Origin of the sequence: Thiorhodovibrio winogradskyi, from assembly GCF_036208045.1 — a bacterium.
Taxonomy (GTDB): Bacteria; Pseudomonadota; Gammaproteobacteria; order Chromatiales; family Chromatiaceae; genus Thiorhodovibrio; species Thiorhodovibrio winogradskyi.
Window position 1 is genome coordinate 4,676,988 of the sequence record NZ_CP121472.1, and the last position, 21,768, is coordinate 4,698,755.

Genomic DNA, 21,768 nt, shown 5'->3' on the forward strand with positions numbered 1-21,768 from the left:
GTTCTAGATTTGTTGCTTTGTTAAAAAGCAAACTAAACCATAAATAATATCGCTACAGCTCTAAGGCTTTTTACACCAAGTGGTTGTTTAACATGAAAAAAAAATCCTCTCATATTATTCAGCACAAAGCTAAAATTTTTCAATTTTGGTTTGCTGCTGGTCTCACGATCTCAACCGGCGCAATAAGTAGCGAGCCAACCCAGATTCCTCTTTTTCTGAGCGGGATGGCGCCAGTTAAACCGAACATAGTGCTCTCAATTGACGACTCTGGAAGCATGGATTCTGAGCTCCTCGTGCCAACCAACGATGGAGCACTTTGGTGGCGTACAGGCGTATTTGACAGTTTTGTAGGTCTGAATGCGGACGACGACGCTGAGTTAGGTTTGCTTAACTTCAACAAGGCTGGCGGAGCAAGTAGCGATTGGAAAAAATATATTTATCTTTTCCCTAACGGTACAGGGGATGGAGAACGTGTATATGGCGACAGTAGCAATGATCACTATGCCGTACCACCTATCGGGCCGTTAGCTTTTGCCCGTAGCCCGGATTACAACGGCATGTATTACGACCCGACCATAGACTACGAGCCTTGGCCTTCAGAGGGCGGTTATACCTTCAGCGATGCGCCACCCGCTTCTGCGCCTTCTGATCCGGTAAAAGGGTCATCCACCTTCAACTTAACTGTCGTGCATCGGGATACCGGTGGTAACGCGAAATTTCGCATTCAAAAAGATCAAGTGATTCCTTCTGGAACTGTACTGAATGATGATGGTGATTGGCGTGAGCTGACCACGGACGAAAAATGGGGTGAAGATAACGACGAAGGAACCGATAGTTTTGGAATTGAATATTACCCTGCCGTATATTACTTAAAAGAACCAACTTTAGCAGGTGGGGAATACCAAATTCAAAATGAAAGCGGTGTGGTGGTAACGAATACCTGTGACAATCCTCAAGCAGAACATTACACTTGGTACGAAAATCGGCCCAGCTCACTTGTCTCCATTGGCGCTGATGCCGCGCGCGTTGATGCCCTCGCGTATGATGGTGGGTGTCTACAGCGCATTGAAATTCAATCAGCTGAAGACGAGCCTTTTCCATCGGGCCGGAGCTATGATGATGAAATTCAAAATTTCGCGAATTGGTTTACCTACTACCGGAAACGCCACATCGCAACCCGCGCAGGCATTGGACTCGCTTTTGAGGAACTTGAAGGTATCCGCATCGGTGCTTTTACCATCAATAGCCGCTCACTGCGAGGTGTTTGGGACTATGATACCTCGGCTGATCGGGACAACTTTTTTGAATATATTTACGGTCGTGGTGGCAATAGCGGCGGTACACCAAACCGCCAAGCGTTAAAGTATGCTGGGGACCAATTTAACAGCAATAGCAACCTAATCACTCATGAGTGCCAACAAAACTTCACTCTTCTGTTTACAGATGGTTTCTCGAATCCGGATAGTACTGGAGTCGGAAACCAGGACGAGAATATGGGTGAGCCCTATGAGGACAGCTACAGTAATACCATTGCCGATATCGCAATGAAATACTACAAGGATCGTTTGCGCACGGGCCTTACGGCTGGACTCTCGCCAGTGGCCCCCGGCTGCCCGACCGATACTAGCGACTACATCGGTCCGCTCGATTGCAACAAGAATCTCCACATGGTGACCTTTGGCATCACCCTTGGCGCTCAGGGCCATCTATTCGGAGTCACCCATGAGAGCGTTGAAGACGCCTACGATGATCCACCTGTGTGGCAAAACCCGACGGCGATGCGTAACCCGGTGCAAGTCGATGATCTCTACCACGCAGCGGTGAATTCCAAGGGCCAGATGTTAAACGCCCGCAATGCCCAAGAACTGGTCACCAAACTGGGCGAAGCGTTGCAGCTGATTGTGAAACGAACAGAAGGCACCGCATCCGCAGTGGCCGTTAGCACTGCGCGACTTGATGCGGGGACCCTTGCCTTTGCGGCCAGTTTCAGTAGCTCAAGCTGGGCCGGTAAGCTGGAAGCACTGTCCGTGAGTCAAGATGGTCTGTCAGAAACAGCTGTCTGGTCAACCGAGGAAGAAGGAAAGATTCCGGACGCTGACTCTCGCGTTATCTACACGACAGTTGATGGCAGTGTGACTGAATTCGACTGGGCTGCATTCGACAGCAGTCAAATCACCACCTTAGAATCTTTTGGCTATAACGAGGATATCGTCGATTGGCTGCGTGGCGATCAAACGAAAGAGGAGGCGCAAGGCGGAACTCTGCGGGATCGCCCCCATCCGCTCGGAGACATCGTTAATTCCAACCCCTTCTATGACGAGAGCACGTCCACTCTTTATGTTGGAGCTAATGACGGGATGCTCCATGCCTTTGATGCCACGGAAGATAACGGAGGCGCGGAAAAATTTGCTTATATTCCAAAGGCGGTGCTTGAGAATCTAAGCGGAATTAGCAGTACAAACTACAGCCACCAATACTCAGTCGATGGTTCCGCGACAGTTGCGACTGTTGGTGATCGTCGCATTTTAATTGGCACGCTTGGCGCCGGCGGTCGAGGAATTTTTGCCCTGGATGTGACAGATCCTGACAATTTTGATGCCAGCGATGTGCTCTGGGATCATACCGCGTCTGACACCGGTTTTGGCGAACTCGGCTACATGGTTGGGCAGATGAGTTCTGGCAACATTGTCGGTAAGTGGAATGGGTCGCCAGTTGTCGTTTTTGGCAATGGTGTTGCAAGTGGACAAGGATCTTGGCTGTTTGTTGTGAATGCCGAGACAGGTGCGTTGAAAGCGAAACTCAATCTTGGAACCGGAAGTGATAATGGACTAGCCGGAGCTGCGCTGCTGTTTGATTCCGATCGCAATATCTATGCGGCCTACGCTGGCGACCAACAAGGAAATCTGTGGAAGATTGATTTTACCGGTACAAGCTTGGCCGCAACCGCAAATGGTGATCCTTTGTTCTCCGCGGAAGATAGCGCAGGAAATGCACAACCCATCACGGCAGCACCGAATGTCGGCCGTCACCCGGAGACGGGGTACATTGTTGCTTTCGGCACCGGACAGTATATCTACTCAAGTGATATTGGCGATGAATCGGTACAAACGATCTATGGGATTTGGGATTCAGCCACACTGACCACAACCGAGGATGGCATGGTCTGGACTGATGGCGAGGCCGACCCTCCGGATCGTGATGACCTACTGGCGCAGTCGCTTCGCTATGAAGATGTCATTCATGGAAAAACATGGAGGACAGTCACTGAAAACGAGATGGACTGGTCTAGCAAGCGAGGATGGTATATCGATCTCATTTCCCCTGAAGACGGCCAGATAGGCGAGCGGGTTGTTTATCGCCCGTCAATCAATTCCAGCACAGGAGTGGTTCGCTTCACCAGCGTCGTACCTGAAGTTTCGGTTGATGTCTGCACCCCCGGCGGTGCGGATCGCTGGTTCACAGACGTTGATATCGCGTCTGGGGGAATCTCAGGCTGGACTCGCTTCGATGTAACCAGAGATGGGGTTTTTGATCCCTCTGATATGAAAGATGGTGTGAGATATACCAGCCAGAAGATGGAAATGGGCGGTGCAACCGCGAGCGTTGGCGATGGAAACGATGAACTGGTCATTACGGGCGGTGCCGGCCAGCCGATTACTACAGGAATCGGCGGCCCGCCTCGGCAAAGCTGGCGGCAGCTTCGTTAAGCGCGCCTTCGGAATGCGGAAAAGGGGAAAAGGGGCCGGGGTCGAATTGTTTGATCGCACAATATTAGTATTAAGTTCAGTCTTCAATTCATCCCTAGCCTGCTAGTTCCTCACAAGGCAACAGTGATCATCAAACAGGCTTTGTTCATGGTTAAAAACCTGGCAGTGGCTATGTACATCAAAGAACCGCAGAAATGACGAAAATCTACATCCCTTCATCGGGACCACTGGACTGGAAGCAACTCCTTGCTGAACCCGAGAAGCACTGGAAAACTGGCCACTCCGCAAAGGCGCTTGCCCACTGTTGGGAAGAATCCGGAGATATCCCCGATGAGGTAAGAAGGGTTCTCGCACAGGCACCAGAATTAGCGGAAATCGAAGCGCTTCTCTGCATTCCTGAACATCAGGTTCCGCTACCTGGGGGGTCAAGGCCATCGCAAAATGATGTGTGGGTGCTTGGTAGAACAACGCAGGGCTTGGTCTCGATGACAGTGGAAGGAAAAGTATCGGAATCCTTCGGCCCGACAATGTCTGAATGGTTCAAAGATCCATCTCCTGGAAAAGAGCAGCGTCTCAGGTTCCTGTACGGAGAACTTGAAATCGATTTTCCACCGGCCCATGCCCTTCGCTATCAACTCCTTCACCGAACTGCATCAGCCATTATCGAAGCGAAAAATACTGCGCCCAAGACGCAGTAATGATCGTGCATTCATTTAGCCAAAGCAATGACTGGTTCGATGACTACGCGGCATTTAGCGCCACCCTGCAGATGCCAGCTGCAATCAATTCCGTCGCAACAAAGCGCCTTGCTAGCGATATTCGCCTACACGTCGGATGGATTCAAGGAGCCGATAAATGGATGCGGGCATAGAAAGATTAAAGATTATAGAAAAAATGAAAAATAGGTTCAGGTCGCTTTAAGCGTTCGCACTAAATTGAAACGAAGACCAGTCTTTAATCGATCATTAGCCTATTAATTCTCATAAGACAACCAATAAACCGAAACTCAAACAGGGTCAGTTCATGTTTAAGATTTCCACCCATCGCGGCTTCACGCTGATCGAACTCATGATCACGGTCGCCATCGTAGGCATACTCGCCGCCATCGCTTATCCTTCCTACCAGGAGCATGTGTTGAAATCTTGGCGGGCTAATGCTGCAAGCTGTCTGCTCGAAATGGCAAATCGCATGGAGCGCAGGTATACAGGTAGCTCAACCTACGCAGCTCCCACAGGTGACAATCTATTAGACTCTGGATGCGCTGCTGAAGGTAACATGCCAGATCGTTACGATTTTGCTTACAACGGCACGCCAGATGCGACCAGCTATCAGATTGACGCGACGCCCGTTACCGGTAGCGCCCAAGCGAACGACACCTGCGGTACCCTGACCATCAATCAGATGGGACAGAAGGGTTCGGACGGCACCGCAAGCGAATGCTGGCGTCGCTAATTCTACTTTGTTATGTTTCTGTAACTCATTGTTTTTGTTATACTCACAGGACGACAGCATTTTTTATGTGAGAAATAGCAAATGGCACAGCCTTTCGGTTACCAGCACGAACACGACTTTGTCAATCTAGTCGATAACCTGTCGGAACATCTGAAACGCTACCAAGCGCATTTTTTCACTGAGACCGACGATAGCAGCGACCTAGGCCACGCCTACATTCTTGGCCTGCTAAAGACAGAAGCCGGAAAGCGGAATCTCGAACGCATGATCGAAGAGCATGATACTCCAGGTGACGGCTACCAGCGCATTCAGCAGTTTATTACCGACTCACCATGGTCGTCGGAAGCGCTAATCAGGGCGATTGCCGAGGATACGTGCGCGCTGTATGCTGAGCAACCGGGTTATCGGATCAATGATGTTGGTTACATCATTGACGAATCAGGGCACATAAAAAGTGGGAAGCACTCTGTTGGTGTGGGTCGCCAATATGCCGGCGTCGTTGGAAAAGTGGAGAACTGCCAGATCGGTGTCTATGCCAGCCTGGTTTGGAAAACGCATAGTACGCTGATCAATGAACGTTTATTCCTGCCAAAGTCCTGGACTTCCGACACTGAGCGTTGCGAAAAAGCCGGAATCCCCGAGAACGCTCGCCAGTATAAGACGAAGCTTGAGCTAGCTTTAGAAATGATCCAAGCTGATTTCGATGCTGGCCTCGAGTTTGGATGGGTGGGCGGCGACGGATTGTATGGGCATGGCTTTGAATTCGGAAACGCTATAGAAAACATGGGGTTGAAGTTTTTCCTAGATATCCACTGCGATCAAAAAATTTATCGTTCCGAGCCGCACATCGAGGTCCCGCCGAAACGTTCAAATAAAGGGCGCCCTCCAACGAAACCAGAGGCTGATTTAGAATCGCTTGAAGTGCAGCATTACATGCAGCAACTGCGGCCTGATCAGTGGGAGCAGGTTACTGTTCGCGATGGCACCAAAGGCCCGATAACGCTTTCGGTATTTGCGACCAAGGTTTGGGTATGGGACGGTATCAGCGAAACAGCCAGACCAAGGACATTAGCCATTACCCGCAATGTTGCGGACAACAAGATCAAATATTCGCTCACGAATTTCGCACTTCATCACGCACCAATTGAGCGCTTGGCGTACATGCAAGCGCAGCGCTACTGGGTTGAACGGGCTTTCCAAGAAGCTAAAAGCGAACTGGGTATGTCTGACTATCAAGTCCGAAAGTGGAATGCATGGCATCATCATATGGCGCTCGTCATGCTTGCTCTCTCATTCTTGGTCAAAGAACGCATCGTTCGTCAAGAGACTCATCCATTAGTGAGTTGTCGCGATGTTCGACTGCTTATTATTGCCCTATTAACCCAGGACCCGGAGATGATACAAAAACGACTTGCTCAGATGGAGTTTCGCCATGAACAAAGGCGCCGAGATATTGAGCGTCGACGAAAAGCTGCAGCCGATCAACACCGAGGTCTGGAGATAAAGTAACAAAGTAGAACTAATAACTAAATGAATTTAGAAATTTATGGGGCCAGGGTCGCTTTAATTCTCGTGCAACACAATAAAGAAAGTTGTGAATTCCGGGGACATATATGTAATTCCCAGCACTGATCCCTCCTGAGCGCTGGCCCCGCCATCCAGCCCTGAGGTTCGCGCCTCGGGGGGACCAGCCAACCACAGTGAATTGCAGGGACATATATGGTCCGCCCGGAATTGCAGGGACAGTTTACCTAATTCTGCAATTCCGGGGACATTTCACTGAATTGCTCCCGGCTGCCAGCCGCTCTCACCAACAGCAATAAATCGGCTAAACTTTTCCGACCAAACCTTGCCCTTCGAGTTCCAGGGACAGTTTACTTAATTCCTAATTAAGCGAATTGGGTTGGTAATAAAAGGAACAGGCTCGATTTGTTTTCTAGAAAGGAACCAGGCCGCGTATGAAGCGGCCCGGCTAAGGTGATGGCCAGTCTTCGGCTAAAGCCGCTACTAGAATTCGTTCCCGGAGGTTAAGATCAAGATAACCATGAGCGACTTTCCTGCGAGTGAGGTGGGCCAAAGCAGCTAACGCTCTCCAGCCTCGACGAGGATATTGGTTGCCAGCCTGTCGCCAATCCACATCCCAGCTTTGCGTAGCTCGCCGATGGCGGCGGCCATGCTCGGTAGCATGCCAAGCCTCTTAGCTTTGAGTAGCAGACCAAGGGTGCCAGTCACCCGCAGCCCCGCGTCGAGAGCGACTCGACGGCCCAACAAATCATCCAAGATGACTAGGCTGCCTGGATGCTCCAGTGCGAGCCCGATGGTCTCGGTTTCGCCTGGTCCAAGGTCCGTGATCAGTGGCATGAGAGAAGCATTACGGACGGTTAATAAACTAAGCCAATCAATATCTTGAGGCTCTGGCACCGAGACGCCGAGTGCCGCGCCGGCGCGAAGCTCGGACAGGACCGCCGGTGCGAAATGCACGGTCCCATAAAGGCGTTTCAACAGATCGAGGCGCCCTGTCTAATGGAGATACAGGAGCGGCGAGGTGTTGCTGAAAGTCAGCATTCAGGCGTTGTCGGCATCTGCTGCCAATTCTTCAGCGCTGAGCTGTATGGGCGATACCCGATAGTCGGCAAGCCGCATCAGGAAGGCGACCCGCGGAATGCCCGCGAGCTGCGCAGCTCGGCCGGAGGAAAGGCGACCCAACTCGAAGAGCTTGACCGCAGCGAGCATCTTTATTTCTTTGGCGAAGTGCTCCGGCGTTTCCTTGAGGCTGACGAGCGGCTCATCCGGGAGTTCGATCTCGATGCAATGCGGGATCATAGGGTGGCTCACAGGTTAGATCAATAAGTGTTCCGGGGACATTAGTTTACTTAATTGCTGTAGCATTTGACCCTAGCCGAAACGAAATTGATAGAAATTGATAGGGTCAGGGTCGGATTCATCATGCGAGTAATAGGGGACAGACCACGAGAGTAATAGGGGACAGACCACGTTTAATCCCCTGACTCTCAACCCACCGAGGGGGAGTTTTGGGGACAGTTTACTTAATTTCCCTGTTTGTCCACGCTTCGAATTCCGGGGACATGTATGTAATTCCCAGCACTGATCCCTCCTGAGCGCTGGCCCCGCCATCCAGCCCTGAGGTTCGCGCCTCGGGGGGGGGGGGCAGCCAACCACAGCGCGCCATTGCCTCCCCAAGCCCCGGCAGACCGACTAAACTCCTGCCATGCATCGTGACCAACGCATCCCCTGGCACAAGCTCTTGGGCCAAGCCCTGGCGGACGCCCTAACCGGGTTGCCCTACCAGGTCAGGGCAGTAATAGGGGACAGACCACGTTTAATCCCCTGACCCTCAACCCACCGAGGGGGAGTTTTGGGGACAGTTTACTTAATTTCCCTGTTTGTCCACGCTTCGAATTCCGGGGACATGTATGTAATTCCCAGCACTGATCCCTCCTGAGGGCTGGCCCCGGCGACATCGGCATTCACCTGCGCAACCTCATTGGGTATTTTCGCCTGGGAGAAGGATACATGGCCTACACGCAAGACGACATGCACCGCGATGCCCGCGAATGGCTGAAAGCGCGCTGAGCGAGCTTGACCCTGAAGAAGTTCTGCAATATTACGCCCCGGAGGATCGGCTCAAGGGACTTGATTCCGCCACCATCGAAGCCTGGTTGGTCAAGCAGCGCCGAGATCACTAAGTACGGGTTCAAAAATTACCGATACAGAGCTTGGGCGGGATTGGTGGATCCGCTTCGCTTGATCCACCCTACCTGGAATCATACCATTACCCATAACTATCCCCGACGCTGCTATAAGCCTCCAGCGCACGCACAAAATCTGGTATGCGCTGCAGCCCAATCCAAAGCGTCTTCGGCCCTGGAACGCCGTCGGATTTGCGGTTGAGAAAGCCGCCGAGACTGGCGACCATGCGGATCATTGAATCGAGCGAGGGTGGTTCCTCGGGTGGGGCTTGGCGTTGGGTGACCAGACCGCCTTCCATTCCTCCTCGGCGAAGACCGCCCGCTTGGAAGTTGGGCAAGGCATTTCCGGGCACTTGCGCCCGAGCATGGTCAGGTAGAGTACTCGCCAGGCAATGATCATATAGAGGGCGAGCGCCGGCTCAAGGCGTTCGCGCGTCTGCAGCTGCAGCTTCAGCTCATCAATGCGACAGCCGCTTTTGAGGATTTTGAAAAAATCTCCACTTGCCACCGGCACAGGTACCAAGAGAGCTTCTCGACGGCCTCCTCGGCGGTGTTCACCGCCAGATTGGTCAGCAACAGCCAGTTGAGCGGTTCGACGCCGGCAGGGGGATTGATCTCCGTGGCGAGCAACGCCGTGACCGTGACCTCGGGCAGGGTGCGATCCGGACGCCAGGGCGCCTTTAGGGTCACGCGCACCACCTTGATCTCCTGCTCGACCTGGCGCGCCTTGGCCCCGTTGGTGGCAGGCCGCTCGAAGGTGATCTCAGTGAGCACCGGGGCGGCGTCCAGGGCCTCATCGAGCTTGCCGCCATCGGCTAGGCAGCGGCCGCGATGCTGCACCCGCACCAGCCAATCGGCGCTGTTCTCCGGGATGGGGGCTTCGACGAACAAGTCGTCAATATCGCCCTCGCGATCAGCAATATAAGTCAGGCGCGTGTCGGTCAATGTCTCGGCCACCTCATTCACGCGCCCCTAGCCATCGACCCTGCGCACGCTCTCCTTCTCCTCCAGCGGGCGCAGCGGGTCTTTCTCCTGGCCCAGGCTGCCGGGCTCGCGGGTAAACAGATGCAGGTCGAGCAGCCCCAGCGCCACGCGCCCGGGTGTGACCACCAAGGTGGGATGGATATACATCCCGTAGCGGCTCTCGTAGTTCAGCGGCCCAAGACCGGCGATGCCCTTTTGGGTCGAGAAGTCCAGCTCGCTGGTATCTTGAATGCACAGCACCCGGGGATGCTCGCGAAGTCGTTCTTCAGTGCAGGCGAAATGGGGGGCGAGCACCTGTTTGGCGGTGACCCGGTCATGATCAAGGTCGCGGAAAGAAAATGGGCCTTTTCGCGACCTGACGCATAACCTCCCCCCTCCTCGGACCCGTCGATTGGGTTTCCAGCTTTCTCTCCAGGCCAGCGGCTGCCGAACCCGGACCCCGATGCTCCTTAGCAAGCGGACGCCGGTGCCGGGCCAAAGGCCGTGGGGATGGCATTTACCGTCGCCCTGACTTATTCTGCTGGTTTGGTGATAGTCGCCGCCTCGGTCCCAGGTTGGCGTGCTTGCAAAGCCCGAGCGGCCGCAATCCTATCCTGATTGCCGAGGGCATCCGCGCACATCGGGAGATATCTGACTGAAAGGGGAAATCGATGTCTTATAGCGTCAGGAATTTGTTCGGGGTCGCCCTCGGCGCCCTGCTTGCCAATCCGGCCGCGGCCTACGAACTGCCGTCGGTCAATCTAGGCTTCACCAGTTTTCTTGACGGGGCGCCACCAGCCGGACCCGGCTGGTATGCGCAGCAATATGTGCAGTTTTATCGCGATGGCCGGCTGAAGGATGACGACGGCGATGACTTGCCGCTACCGACAAGCGACGGCCTCAAAGCGCGTGACATCAATTATGACGTCAGTCTGACGCAGCTGGTTTACCAGTCAGATCAGCCCTTGTTGTTCGGCGGAAAATGGGGCGTCAATCTCATGTTGCCGGTTGTTGGATTCGACCTGGACGACAATCTGGCCTTGAAGACCAATAGCGCAAGCATGGGCGATTTGCTCGTTGGCCCGTTCTTGCAATGGGATCCAATCATGGGACCGAATGGTCCGCGCCTGGTGCAACGCATCGAGCTCCAGATGATCTTCCCAACCGGCGACTACGATGCCAAGGATGCCATCAACCCCAGCAGCAATGTCTTTTCATTCAACCCTTACTGGGCGGGAACGGCTTTTCTTGGGCCCAAGTGGACAGCCTCTTGGCGCCTGCATTATCTCTGGAACGCCGAGAACAATGATCCCTGGAAGTCCCTGCGCGCTGACGATAGCCAAGCCGGGCAAGCGGTGCATGTGAACTTCGCCACCGCATACGAAGTCATGCCAAAGCAGCTGAGACTGGGCGTAAATGGCTATTACCTGAAGCAAATCACCGAAAGCAAAGTCGACGGCAACGGATTCAAAGGGAGCAAGGAGCAGGTCTTCGGCATCGGCCCTGGGTTGGTGTATCACTTCTCCCCGCATAACCATTTGTTCTTGAATACCTATTGGGAGTCGAATGCGGAGAATCGCCCCGAGGGCGTTCGGCTGAACCTGCGGTTCGTCCATCACTTCCACTGATTATCTAGCTCACCTGATCCTGATCACCTGATTCCAATCATCTGATCCCGCTCACCTGGCGCGACGAGCGCGCCTATCACCGCCCCGCTGAAAAACCGAATAAAACCAACCGAAGCAAACATTCAACGCAGGAGAGTTATATGAATCGCTCTATATTTGCCACAACCATTTTCGTTTTCTTCACCGTCCTGGCCTCGGGCGCGCTGGCGCAGGGAAACCCGCTTGCCAAAACGCTATCCAAGGGTTGCAAGAATGAGGTCGAAGCGCACTGCGCTGATGTCACCCCCGGAGCTGGACGGATCCTGGCTTGCCTGTATGCATACGGCGACAAACTCTCCGGGCAGTGCGAACTGGCCCTCTATGACGCATCTGTGCAACTCGAGCAGGCTGTGGATCTTCTCACTGATGTCGCCAAGGAATGCGACCAAGATCTCGATGAATACTGTGACTCGGTGGCTGCTGGTGAGGCACGCCTCCTGATCTGCCTGCAAAAGCACGAAGAGCAGGTCAGCGACGGCTGCAAAAAAGCCTTGTCCAATGCCGGATTAAAAGAAGACCAATGAACTGTTGCCGTCAGCTAGGCTTGACGCAACGAGCATAAAGCCCGATCGCGGTCGCGGGCCCCATCCCCCGGCAGAGTCAGGGGGAGGCCGAATGGCGACCGCGATCAGCAACGGCTTCTCGTGAAACAAGATGCTTCAATGTCCGGGGCGGCCGTTCGCACGAGCGTTAGCTAATCATGCCGTCGCGGTTCGAATCCACTCCACCCGCTTGCGCATCACGCAGTAATAGACCACCGGAATGACCACCAGGGTTAGCAGGGTGGAGACGAACAGGCCGAACAGCAAGGACACCGCAAGCCCCGAGAAAATGGGGTCGCCGAGCAGGCAGGAATTTATGGGGCCAGGAATTTATGGGGCCAGGGTCGCTTTAATTCTCGTGCAACACAATAATGACAATTGTGAATTCCGGGGACATATACGTGATTCCCAGCACTGATCCCTCCTGAGCGCTGGCCCGCCATCCAGCCCTGAGGTTCGCGCCTCGGGGAGGGCCAGCCAACCACATCGCGCTATTGCCTCCCCAAGCCCCGGCGGATCGACTAAACTCCTGCCATGCATCGTGACCAACGCATCCCCTGGCACAAACTCTTGAGCCAAGCCCTGGCGGACGCCCTAACCGGGTTGCCCTACCAGGTCAGCACCGAGGAAGAGCTCGCGCTGCGCAGTCAGCGCCTGGATGTGCTCATCATCGAACAGGAGCAATCCGCGCAGGCAACCAGCAGACCTGCTGAAGACTGTCCGGATGGACTGGAAGACCTGACCAAGCACAACCTGTTGAGCTTCAAAGCCGCCGATGCGTCCTTCAGCGCCTGGTTTGCAGAAGAACTGCTCAGTCATTCGGTGACCTACCGCAAAGTCGCCTCCCTGCGCGCCCTGCGCGCGCGTCAGTCAGATAAGGCGCAACCGCTGGAGGAACCCAAGGAAGGCTACCGGCTGTTACCGGCGGAGGACTTCCGCTGTTACGCCATCGCCACGCGCTTTCCGCGCCAATTGGTCAAACAACTGCGATCCGGCAGTTGTCAAAAGACCGGGAAAGCGGGAATCTATCACCTGCGCTTTGGCACCCGCGACATGCGCCTGGTCGTCATCAACCAACTCGAACGCCACCCGCGCAATGCGCCTTGGGGCCTGTTCGCCACCGACGAGGCGCACTGGCGCGCGGCCTTTGCCAGCTATCGCTCGCACAGCGACATCGGCATTCACCTGCACAACCTCATTGGGTATTTTCGCTTGGGAGAAGGATACATGGCCTACACACAAGAAGACATGCACCGCGAGGCCCGCGAATGGCTGACAGGCTTTCTGCCGGATCTTGATCCAGAGGAGCGGCTGCGCGGGCTTGATTCTGATCTGGTGCTCAGCCACTACGATCCAGAGGAGCGGCTGCGCGGGCTCGATCCCAGGTTCATCGAAGCCTGGCTGGCCAAGCAGCGCCAGGATCACTGAGTTTTGGAGTTTTGGGGACAGTTTACTTAATTTCCCTGTTTGTTTACGCTTCGAATTCCGGGGACAGCGAATTCCGCGGACAGTTTACTCAATTTCCCAGCCTAACCCTGCTTAATTTAAATCAAACGGTGAGGTGGACCCCATGTCAAGGACAGTTTTCCCCCGAATTTAAGTTAGCGCGCCCAGTTCAGTCGCAGCGGATTGGCGCTGCCCCAGTTCTTCGCCAGCGGAGTCGTCGGCGGAGCGTAGCGGAGCCGACGACTCCGCTGGCGGGTGATCGCCAAAGTGATCAGCAACCACGACACCACCTCCTTTGCCGCTCACATGCACATCGTCCGGCGTTCGGTAGCCAAGCCCCTGGTGAGGGCGTTCACCGTTGTAGAAGGGGAAATACGCCGAGAGGCCCATGAACAGCTCTGAGAGCGTCTCATAGCCCTTGGGGTAAATGTCCTCCCATTTGACGCTGCGCCACAGACGCTCGACGAAGACGTTGTCCAGGGCTCTGCCGCGCCCATCCATGCTGATGGCCACCTCGGCGTCACGCAACACCTGGGTGAAGGCGAGGCTGGTAAACTGCGCGCCCTGGTCGGTGTTGAAGTGAGGTGGACCCCATGTCAACAGACCTCCCAATATCGCCCCAAAAGGCCCCTGATTTTTGGACAGCGCCCAAAGCCCAAAGCGACGCCGCATCAAAGCGGCGCGTCGCCGACCTCGATGCGCAGCCACTTCCCGCCGGGGATCCGCGCGCCCAGACCGGTGAGCTTGCGGCACAGCTGCTCCTGAGCAGCGCGGCGCGCCGGTTGCTGCAGCGGCTCCAGACGGACCACCACCGAGCGGGCATCGCTGCGAATCCAGCCGTGGCAGTTGAGAATCGCATAGAGCAGATCGACCCGATCACTGTCTTTGGCATAGACCGGCTCGAGCCAATCGATGAGCTGGCAGCGGGCATTCCAGACCGAACTGGTGACGACATCGAACAGGTTCTTGCCGTCATTGTCGATCGCCTGAAAGGAGCGGTAATCGCTCAAGGTGCTGACATCGACGCGCTCGGGTAACTGATCGCGTTCGTCCTTCAGCCGCGCCAGCTCCGCCTCGGCGGCGGCGATCTCCGCGGCGATGCGCTGGTGTTTGCTGTTCGCGCGCAGGGTCCCGTCTTTCTTGATTCCAGGCTTGCACTTGGTTTGTTGCTTGTAGAGACGGTTGAGCTGGGTTTTGAGGGCCTGGCGCTGCGCGTCAATCGCCTTGATCGCCGGATTGGCAATGTCCTGTTTCTCGCTCTCACTCACCCCAAATCCCGGATGGTAATGATAGGGGTGACGCTCCTGGAGGTGCTTGAAGGTATTCTCCGAGGCGCCCCAGCGACTGAGCATGGCCGTGGCGATCGCCACCGGCGTTAGCCCCAGGGCGCCATCCCAGCACACCACACTGGTGCGATGCCCGGTGCGCAGATTCCAGATGACGACCCGGCGCAGTTTGAACGTTGGCTCAGACTCCGCTGCGCAGGGCGCGGGCTTCAGGGGATCGGTGCAGACCTTCTCCTCCTCGAGCAGCCGGTACTCAGTCCCGTTCAACGTGAGCGTCTCGGTAAAGCGTTCCTCCTCCAACCCGCGCAAGCGCGCCGCATCGACGTTCTTCTCCCAGGTCACAAAGGGCGTGTCGGTGGCGACCAGGGTGGAGAAGAACTCCAGCCCGTCGCCTTCGCGGTCAAACACCTGCAAAGGCATCACGCCCAATCCCTGCTCACGCGCATACTCGCCCAAGGCGAGAATGCGCCCGCGCAGATCGCCTTTGCCTTCCTGAATCTCAAAGCACACCACCCGCCCCCGCGCATCGCAGGTGACCAGATTGGTCTGCCCGGGCGTGGGCATGCGCCGCTGGGTATGGTAACTGGCATGAACCTTGTGCATGCCGGTATAGGGCAGCAGATGGCCATCGGTGAACCACACATCCGTGCCGACCAAGCCGCGCTGGAGCTGGTCGTCGGAAAACGCCGCCACCAGCACGGCGGCGCGGCCATGCTTGGCGACCTCATGGAACCAGCCCCAAATAGTCTCCAGGCACGGCAGGGTGCCAATCCCCAGCATCCGCCCGGCCTCGTCACGGCGCACGTGCTTGAGTTGTTCGATGGAGCGGATGTTACAGACACCCATGAGGGCGAAGACCATGAACAGCTTCCAGCCGTTGCCGAACAGGCGCATTACCCCGCTCAACCAGTGCCATTGGCTGATCAGGACCATGAGGATGGGGAAGATGCCGGCATAGCGGCTGTCTTCCCAGTCGTGCGCTTGCGCATAGGGCTGCTCGCTTGCCACCTCCGCGCTCGGCTCACCGGCCGGGGGCGTCGCCTCCGACAAGGCCAGGGCCGCGCTCAGGGTTTCTTCGATCGCCGGCTCGTCGAGTTCAAAGCGCGCCTCAGCGTCCCAGTCCAGCTCGGCCTGCCCCTCACCTTCAGCCTGCTCACGCTTGGCGCGGCGCAGCGCTTCGAGCTCGCGGGCCTTGGAGCCAGGGCGGCGCTTGTTGACGTTAAGATGGCGATGCAGCTCCTCATCCTTGCTGGTGGCGGGACTGTAGCCGTGCAACAGTCCCTGCACGCCGAATTCCCGGTAGCTCTCGCGATAGTTATGCAGGGTCTGGCGGCTGAGCTGCAGGGCCTCGGCCAAGCGGCTCTGATTGACGCCTTTTTGCATCAACTCCACAGCCAAGAGCCGACGCTCGGCGTTGTCGCGCAGGTTCACTTGCTTGATCGGGGTGCCGCGATGGTAGAGCGTGCCGAGCGCGCGTGGACCGCGTGGCAGATGCAGCGCATAGCCACCACCAAGCTCGAAACGCACCGCGCGATCCAACGCACCCGCCGGCTCGGCAAGCAACTCGATTTGGGTCACCAGGGAAGCTCCTTGATGAGGATAAAACCACTTCACCCGATCATGCCAAGCTTTCTTTTATTTTTCCAGAATTATTTTTATATAAAATGAATAACTGTGTCAGTGTTTGTCCAAAAAACGACTTCTCGACGTCGGACGGAAATGTCCAAAAAACGTCGGGTAAGACGGAGATTCAAGCGCTTACGTGGGAGGAAAAATCTGGACCTGGGAGGTCTGGTCAAGGACAGTTTTCCCCCGAATTTAAGTTAGCGCGCCCAGTTCAGTCGCAGCGGATTGGCGCTGCCCCAGTTCTTCGCCAGCGGAGTCGTCGGCGGAGCGTAGCGGAGCCGACGACTCCGCTGGCGGGTGATCGCCAAAGTGATCAGCAACCACGACACCACCTCCTTTGCCGCTCACATGCACATCGTCCGGCGTTCGGTAGCCAAGCCCCTGGTGAGGGCGTTCACCGTTGTAGAAGGGGAAATACGCCGAGAGGCCCATGAACAGCTCTGTGAGCGTCTCATAGCCCTTGGGGTAAATGTCCTCCCATTTGACGCTGCGCCACAGACGCTCGACGAAGACGTTGTCCAGGGCTCTGCCGCGCCCATCCATGCTGATGGCCACCTCGGCGTCACGCAACACCTGGGTGAAGGCGAGGCTGGTAAACTGCGCGCCCTGGTCGGTGTTGAAGATCTCCGGGCGGCCATGGTGGCGCAGCGCATCCTCCAAGCAATCGATGCAAAAGCCCGTGTCCATTGTGTTCGACAATCTCCAAGAAAGGACTCGTCGTGAGTACCAGTCGATGATGGCCACCAGGTAGGCAAATCCATGCGCGAGTCGCACATAGGTGATGTCACTGCTCCAGACGTGGTTGGGCCGTACAATGGCCAGCCCACGCAACAAGTAGGGGTAGATTTTGTGCTCAGGATGCGGCTTGCTTGTATGAGGCCCAGGCAACATGCCGGCTAAACCTAAAACGCCCATGAGACGCTGAACGCGTTTGCGACTGACCGCATAGCCTTGTGCGCGCAGCATCACAACCATGCGTCGACTCCCATAAAATGGTCTCTTGGTGTATTCCGCATCAATCAGCCGCAACAACTTTTGATCCAGTTCGCTCGGCTCGGCAATACGATCATGGCGGTGTGCATACACTCCAGAGCGATGTACGCCAAGCAGCGCACATTGGCGACTGACCGCTAACCCGCCATCATCAAGGCCGCCCATGTCGATCCACCCGCGACGCACGCTCACAGGCTCACCCCGGACTTTTTTTTCAGCCAGTCCAGCTCCATTTTCAACCGCCCGATCTCGCTGTAGAGTCGCTCTTCGTCGCCACTGTCGTCCACTTTCTTGCGCCCGCGCCGGCCTTCGAACAGCTTGCCGGCGTCCGCCACGATGGCTTTCTTCCACTGGCCTACTTGGACCGGATGAACCCCGTGATCCTGCGCAATCTCGTTAGTCGTCTTCACTCCGCGTACCGCTTCCAAGCCTACTTTGGCCTTGAAAGCGGCACTGAAGGTCTTGCGTTGTCTCTCACTCATCTGCTCTCTCCAAGTCTTTACAAGTCTCTTCAGATGAGGCAAAACTAACTTAATTTAGTGTCCTAAAATTGGGGTCCACTATATTAATGAAAAGAGGTCTCAACCAGCCAAGTACTCAAGATCATCCCTTTGCCGATGAAGCTTAGCAACGCTGAGGTCTAACACGACGGTGGCGCCCGCAACCTGGTCATGGATACTCACCCAGGTCTTCGAATTGTTCGACGGGCAGGGCTGACTCGAATGAATGTTCGAGCCAGCCAGCATTAGTGCTTCGCGCGGCCATCGGCGAGTTCTTCGACCTCGCTTTCGCTGATGCCGGCGTAGCGGGCGATGGTGGCGACATCCAGTTGCCCGCCCTGCAGCATGGCGAGTGCGGTTTGGTGGCGAGCATGTTTGTCGCCTTCCTCGCGCCCTTCCTCGCGCCCTTCCCGCCGTGCCGCATTGAGCATCGTCACTTCATCGCTCAGTGCTCTGGCTCGCGATTCCGCCCAATAGCGCTCTTGCTCATCGGCACTCATGGCGCGTAGCTTGGCTCGGGCTTTCTGGATGGGGGGATGGGCTAGGTTGTTCATCACATCGTCCTCGTTCCAATGTTCGAAATAGGCGATCCAGGCGGACAGGCGCTCTGGCAGTTGGCCGAGCCGGTCGGCTTTGCGTAGTTCGACAATGTTTAGCTCCATGATGTGCCCGAGGCTGCGCGAGTGCTGGTGATCGTAGGTGTCGAAGCGCCAGAGGGCATTGTCTTGGTCGCCAGGTTCCTCTTTGAAGAGATCAAAGTCGAGCAGGTGGATGCCGATGACCGGCTGGGCTTCCTGATAGTCGTTGCCGGCGTCGAGTTGCTCGCTGTAGAGGCGCGCGAGATACATCATGGCGCGACTGGCCCAGAACGGGAAGCGTCGCACCTGGATCTCGATATTGTAGCGTCGCCCCTGTTCGTCGATGCCTCTGAGGTCTAGAACGAGGCGCTTGCCCTGGATGCGCTCAGGTGTGAGGCGTGCATCGAGCAGGGTGATCTCGGTGATCGGTGGCTGGTCCGCGCGTACGGCATTGATCAGATCGATCAGCAGTTCCGGCTCTTCGGAGAAGAGGCGGAAGAAGACGTAATCATTCTTCGGATCGAGCAGGTCGTTGGTTTTGGCCATGACGAAGGTCAGCTTTGGTTTGGCGGTGAGTCAGGTGGGTCAATGTCACCAGGGACGGAGCAGTCTGGCCAACTTTTGTCACATGATGCAGTGAACGATGTGGCATTAGGAAGCCGGGCTCGCCTTGGACAACCCAAGACCCATCAGTTAGGCCGCATGTCGTTCAATCTTGTTGGTTCCCACGCGCCAGGGAGCGGGCGTATTTGCCCTTCCTTGATGTCAGGGATGCGAGAGCATCAAAGGAGCCATATATAATAAAAAATGCCAGGCTCGATTTAATTTCGAGACTGGCCTTTTTTATCATCATGCTGACTTGATAAAATGCCCCTTGCAGCTGAGGGCAGACGACCTTTTCTGATTTGATTCGGAGCTAAACTTGCCTGAGACACAGGATTGGCCAGAATGGTGGCATTGGGAACTGGAACTCACGCCACATGTGTTTAAGCGCATTGAAGATCGGGACTTTAATGAGGTTGATTTACGGCAGATGCTCGAGCATGCACTAGGGTATCACCGGGATGTTGTAGACGGACGTTGGGTCATAGAAGCACGACATGATCGTCAGCGCTGGGAGATCATCCTTGAGCCTGACGATGTTGATCAGTTGCTCGTCGTTGTTACTGCTTATCCAATGATAAAGTGAATCTATGAAATCATCGTATCTCGAAGTAACCTTCCGCCGTGGGCGCCCGCTAGCAGCCTATTTGTATCTTCCGCGAATATCTGGCGATAAAAGTGATTATGTTGTTCAGATGGGTTCGGGACTTTTAGTGGATTACACTACCGAGGGCAAGCCAATTGGCCTAGAAATCACTGCGCCCGCGCAAGTCAGTATTGCCGAGCTAAACAACGTGCTTGCTGCTCTGCATGTTCCAACCCTGACCAAAGAGGATATCGCGCCACTTCTAGCGGCCTAACAAAATTAAAGGATTAATTTCAGGGACAGTAATTTCAGGGACAGGATACTAAATCCCCACACTGATCCCTCCTGACCGCTGGCCCCACCATCCAGCCCCCGGGGTTCGCGCCTCGGGGATTTTTCCTTTGGGCAGCCAACCACCGCCACGCTCGCCTCCCCCCCCGGCAGATCGACTACACTCCGGCCATGCATCGCGACCAACGCATCCCCTGGCACAAACTCCTCGGCCAAGCCCTGGCGGACGCGCTGACCGGGCTGCCCTATCAGGTCAGCACCGAGGAAGAACTGGCCCTACGCAGCCAACGCCTTGATGTGCTCATTATCGAACAGGGAGAATCCCCAGATGCAACCGGCAGACCCGCGGAAGACCGCCCCGATGGACTTGAAGACCTGACCAAGCGAGTTTTGGGGACAGTTTACTTAATTTCCCTGTTGTTTACGCTTCGAATTCCGGGGACAGCGAATTCCGCGGACAGTTTACTCAATTTCCCAGCCTAATCCTGCTTAATTTAAATCAAACGGGCCTGGTTAATGAAAAGAGGTCTCAACCAGCCAAGTACTCAAGATCATCCCTTTGCCGATGAAGCTTAGTAACGGTGTAAAAAATAGTGATACAGATTAGGTTGGTCAAAGCGGGGCGTGCCCAACTTTTTCACACCGAGTTGTATCACATATTTTTGAACCCTCACTTAGCAACGCTGAGGTCTAACAGGACGGTGGCGCCCGCAACCTGGTCATGGATACTCACCCAGGTCTTCGAACTGTTCGACGGGCAGGGCTGACTCGAATGAATGTTCGAGCCAGCCAGCATTAGTGCTTCGCGCGGCCATCGGTGAGTTCTTCGACCTCGCTTTCGCTGATGCCGGCGTAGCGGGCGATGGTGGCGACATCCAGTTGCCCGCCCTGCAGCATGGCCAGTGCGGTTTGGTGGCGAGCCTGTTTGTCGCCTTCGTCGCGCCCTTCCCGCCGTGCCGCATTGAGCATCGTCACCTCATCGCTCAGTGCTCTGGCTCGCGATTCCGCCCAATAGCGCTCTTGCTCATCGGCACTCATGGCGCGTAGCTTGGCTCGGGCTTTCTGGATGGGGGGATGGGCTAGGTTGTTCATCACATCGTCCTCGTTCCAATGTTCGAAATAGGCGATCCAGGCGGACAGGCGCTCTGGCAGTTGGCCGAGCCGGTCGGCTTTGCGTAGTTCGACAATGTTTAGCTCCATGATGTGCCCGAGGCTGCGCGAGTGCTGGTGATCGTAGGTGTCGAAGCGCCAGAGGGCATTGTCTTGGTCGCCAGGTTCCTCTTTGAAGAGATCAAAGTCGAGCAGGTGGATGCCGATGACCGGCTGGGCTTCCTGATAGTCGTTGCCGGCGTCGAGTTGCTCGCTGTAGAGGCGCGCGAGATACATCATGGCGCGACTGGCCCAGAACGGGAAGCGTCGCACCTGGATCTCGATATTGTAGCGTCGCCCCTGTTCGTCGATGCCTCTGAGGTCTAGAACGAGGCGCTTGCCCTGGATGCGCTCAGGTGTGAGGCGTGCATCGAGCAGGGTGATCTCGGTGATCGGTGGCTGGTCCGCGCGTACGGCATTGATCAGATCGATCAGCAGTTCCGGCTCTTCGGAGAAGAGGCGGAAGAAGACGTAATCATTCTTCGGATCGAGCAGGTCGTTGGTTTTGGCCATGACGAAGGTCAGCTTTGGTTTGGCGGTGAGTCAGGTGGGTCAATGTCACCAGGGACGGAGCAGTCTGGCCAACTTTTGTCACATGATGCAGTGAACGATGTGGCATTAGGAAGCCGGGCTCGCCTTGGGCAAACCAAGACCCATCAGTTAGGCCGC

General features: G+C 55.7%; 18 protein-coding genes and 3 pseudogenes. 11 read left to right on the top strand and 10 right to left on the bottom strand.

What is annotated here, in order from left to right; translation table 11 throughout:
• Nucleotides 1-92 precede the first annotated feature (92 nt).
• From Thiowin_RS21505 to Thiowin_RS21520, 4 genes and pseudogenes are all read left to right on the top strand, one after another.
• Entirely contained in the window at nucleotides 93-3,707 is a 3,615-nt protein-coding gene (locus Thiowin_RS21505; RefSeq protein ID WP_328985018.1) for a pilus assembly protein, read from the top strand.
• Between the two features lie 194 nt (nucleotides 3,708-3,901).
• A pseudogene (locus Thiowin_RS21510) lies at nucleotides 3,902-4,578 on the top strand (DUF6946 family protein).
• Between the two features lie 152 nt (nucleotides 4,579-4,730).
• The gene (locus Thiowin_RS21515) at nucleotides 4,731-5,159 is read left to right on the top strand and encodes a type IV pilin protein (RefSeq protein ID WP_328985020.1); all 429 of its coding nucleotides are present in this window, start codon (nucleotides 4,731-4,733) and stop codon (nucleotides 5,157-5,159) included.
• Between the two features lie 81 nt (nucleotides 5,160-5,240).
• The gene (locus Thiowin_RS21520) at nucleotides 5,241-6,668 is read left to right on the top strand and encodes an IS701 family transposase (protein ID WP_328983310.1); all 1,428 of its coding nucleotides are present in this window, start codon (nucleotides 5,241-5,243) and stop codon (nucleotides 6,666-6,668) included.
• A gap of 573 nt (nucleotides 6,669-7,241) precedes the next feature.
• Here Thiowin_RS21520 and Thiowin_RS21525 read toward each other — a convergent pair.
• Complete coding sequence (locus Thiowin_RS21525; RefSeq protein ID WP_328985021.1) at nucleotides 7,242-7,520, bottom strand: DUF3368 domain-containing protein; 279 nt, start codon at nucleotides 7,518-7,520, stop codon at nucleotides 7,242-7,244.
• 204 nt (nucleotides 7,521-7,724) lie between these two features.
• Entirely contained in the window at nucleotides 7,725-7,982 is a 258-nt protein-coding gene (locus tag Thiowin_RS21530) for a UPF0175 family protein (RefSeq protein ID WP_328985022.1), read from the bottom strand.
• Between the two features lie 752 nt (nucleotides 7,983-8,734).
• Between Thiowin_RS21530 and Thiowin_RS21535 the strand changes: the two genes are divergently transcribed.
• Nucleotides 8,735-8,866 (top strand): hypothetical protein, encoded by a 132-nt coding sequence (locus tag Thiowin_RS21535; RefSeq protein WP_328985023.1) that lies wholly within the window; start codon nucleotides 8,735-8,737, stop codon nucleotides 8,864-8,866.
• A gap of 86 nt (nucleotides 8,867-8,952) precedes the next feature.
• Here the strand turns inward: Thiowin_RS21535 and Thiowin_RS21540 are convergent, their stop codons facing one another.
• From Thiowin_RS21540 to Thiowin_RS21550, 3 genes are all read right to left on the bottom strand, one after another.
• Nucleotides 8,953-9,207 (bottom strand): IS4 family transposase, encoded by a 255-nt coding sequence (locus Thiowin_RS21540; RefSeq protein WP_328985024.1) that lies wholly within the window; start codon nucleotides 9,205-9,207, stop codon nucleotides 8,953-8,955.
• 112 nt (nucleotides 9,208-9,319) lie between these two features.
• Entirely contained in the window at nucleotides 9,320-9,835 is a 516-nt protein-coding gene (locus tag Thiowin_RS21545; protein WP_328985025.1) for a hypothetical protein, read from the bottom strand.
• A gap of 6 nt (nucleotides 9,836-9,841) precedes the next feature.
• On the bottom strand, nucleotides 9,842-10,147 hold the full coding sequence (locus tag Thiowin_RS21550; RefSeq protein ID WP_328985026.1) for a hypothetical protein: 306 nt from the start codon (nucleotides 10,145-10,147) through the stop codon (nucleotides 9,842-9,844).
• A 356-nt stretch (nucleotides 10,148-10,503) separates the two neighbouring features.
• On the opposite strand from Thiowin_RS21550, the gene Thiowin_RS21555 reads away from it, so the two are divergent.
• The 3 genes from Thiowin_RS21555 to Thiowin_RS21565 all read left to right on the top strand — a co-directional run bounded on the left by Thiowin_RS21555 (nucleotide 10,504) and on the right by Thiowin_RS21565 (nucleotide 13,469).
• Nucleotides 10,504-11,460 (top strand): SphA family protein, encoded by a 957-nt coding sequence (locus Thiowin_RS21555; protein ID WP_328985027.1) that lies wholly within the window; start codon nucleotides 10,504-10,506, stop codon nucleotides 11,458-11,460.
• Between the two features lie 140 nt (nucleotides 11,461-11,600).
• The gene (locus Thiowin_RS21560; RefSeq protein WP_328985028.1) at nucleotides 11,601-12,023 is read left to right on the top strand and encodes a cysteine rich repeat-containing protein; all 423 of its coding nucleotides are present in this window, start codon (nucleotides 11,601-11,603) and stop codon (nucleotides 12,021-12,023) included.
• A gap of 552 nt (nucleotides 12,024-12,575) precedes the next feature.
• A complete protein-coding gene (locus Thiowin_RS21565; protein WP_328985030.1) occupies nucleotides 12,576-13,469 on the top strand; it encodes a hypothetical protein in 894 nt (297 codons plus the stop codon).
• 282 nt (nucleotides 13,470-13,751) lie between these two features.
• Here Thiowin_RS21565 and Thiowin_RS21570 read toward each other — a convergent pair.
• From Thiowin_RS21570 to Thiowin_RS21585, 4 genes and pseudogenes are all read right to left on the bottom strand, one after another.
• A pseudogene (locus Thiowin_RS21570) lies at nucleotides 13,752-14,075 on the bottom strand (transposase); the annotation flags it as partial.
• Between the two features lie 83 nt (nucleotides 14,076-14,158).
• Complete coding sequence (locus Thiowin_RS21575) at nucleotides 14,159-16,351, bottom strand: helix-turn-helix domain-containing protein (RefSeq protein WP_328983922.1); 2,193 nt, start codon at nucleotides 16,349-16,351, stop codon at nucleotides 14,159-14,161.
• A 351-nt stretch (nucleotides 16,352-16,702) separates the two neighbouring features.
• Nucleotides 16,703-17,874, bottom strand: a pseudogene (locus Thiowin_RS21580) (IS3 family transposase); the annotation flags it as partial.
• A 263-nt stretch (nucleotides 17,875-18,137) separates the two neighbouring features.
• Nucleotides 18,138-19,016 carry an Rpn family recombination-promoting nuclease/putative transposase gene (locus Thiowin_RS21585; protein WP_328985031.1) on the bottom strand — a complete coding sequence of 293 codons (879 nt, stop codon included), beginning with the start codon at nucleotides 19,014-19,016 and terminating at the stop codon, nucleotides 18,138-18,140.
• Between the two features lie 376 nt (nucleotides 19,017-19,392).
• On the opposite strand from Thiowin_RS21585, the gene Thiowin_RS21590 reads away from it, so the two are divergent.
• The 3 genes from Thiowin_RS21590 to Thiowin_RS21600 all read left to right on the top strand — a co-directional run bounded on the left by Thiowin_RS21590 (nucleotide 19,393) and on the right by Thiowin_RS21600 (nucleotide 20,433).
• Nucleotides 19,393-19,659, top strand: a complete 267-nt coding sequence (locus Thiowin_RS21590; protein WP_328985032.1) for a hypothetical protein — start codon at nucleotides 19,393-19,395, stop codon at nucleotides 19,657-19,659.
• 4 nt (nucleotides 19,660-19,663) lie between these two features.
• Nucleotides 19,664-19,933 (top strand): DUF2283 domain-containing protein, encoded by a 270-nt coding sequence (locus Thiowin_RS21595; protein WP_328985033.1) that lies wholly within the window; start codon nucleotides 19,664-19,666, stop codon nucleotides 19,931-19,933.
• 188 nt (nucleotides 19,934-20,121) lie between these two features.
• Nucleotides 20,122-20,433 (top strand): hypothetical protein, encoded by a 312-nt coding sequence (locus tag Thiowin_RS21600; RefSeq protein WP_328985034.1) that lies wholly within the window; start codon nucleotides 20,122-20,124, stop codon nucleotides 20,431-20,433.
• 312 nt (nucleotides 20,434-20,745) lie between these two features.
• Here Thiowin_RS21600 and Thiowin_RS21605 read toward each other — a convergent pair whose 3' ends face one another.
• Nucleotides 20,746-21,612, bottom strand: a complete 867-nt coding sequence (locus Thiowin_RS21605; protein ID WP_328985035.1) for an Rpn family recombination-promoting nuclease/putative transposase — start codon at nucleotides 21,610-21,612, stop codon at nucleotides 20,746-20,748.
• Nucleotides 21,613-21,768 lie beyond the last annotated feature (156 nt).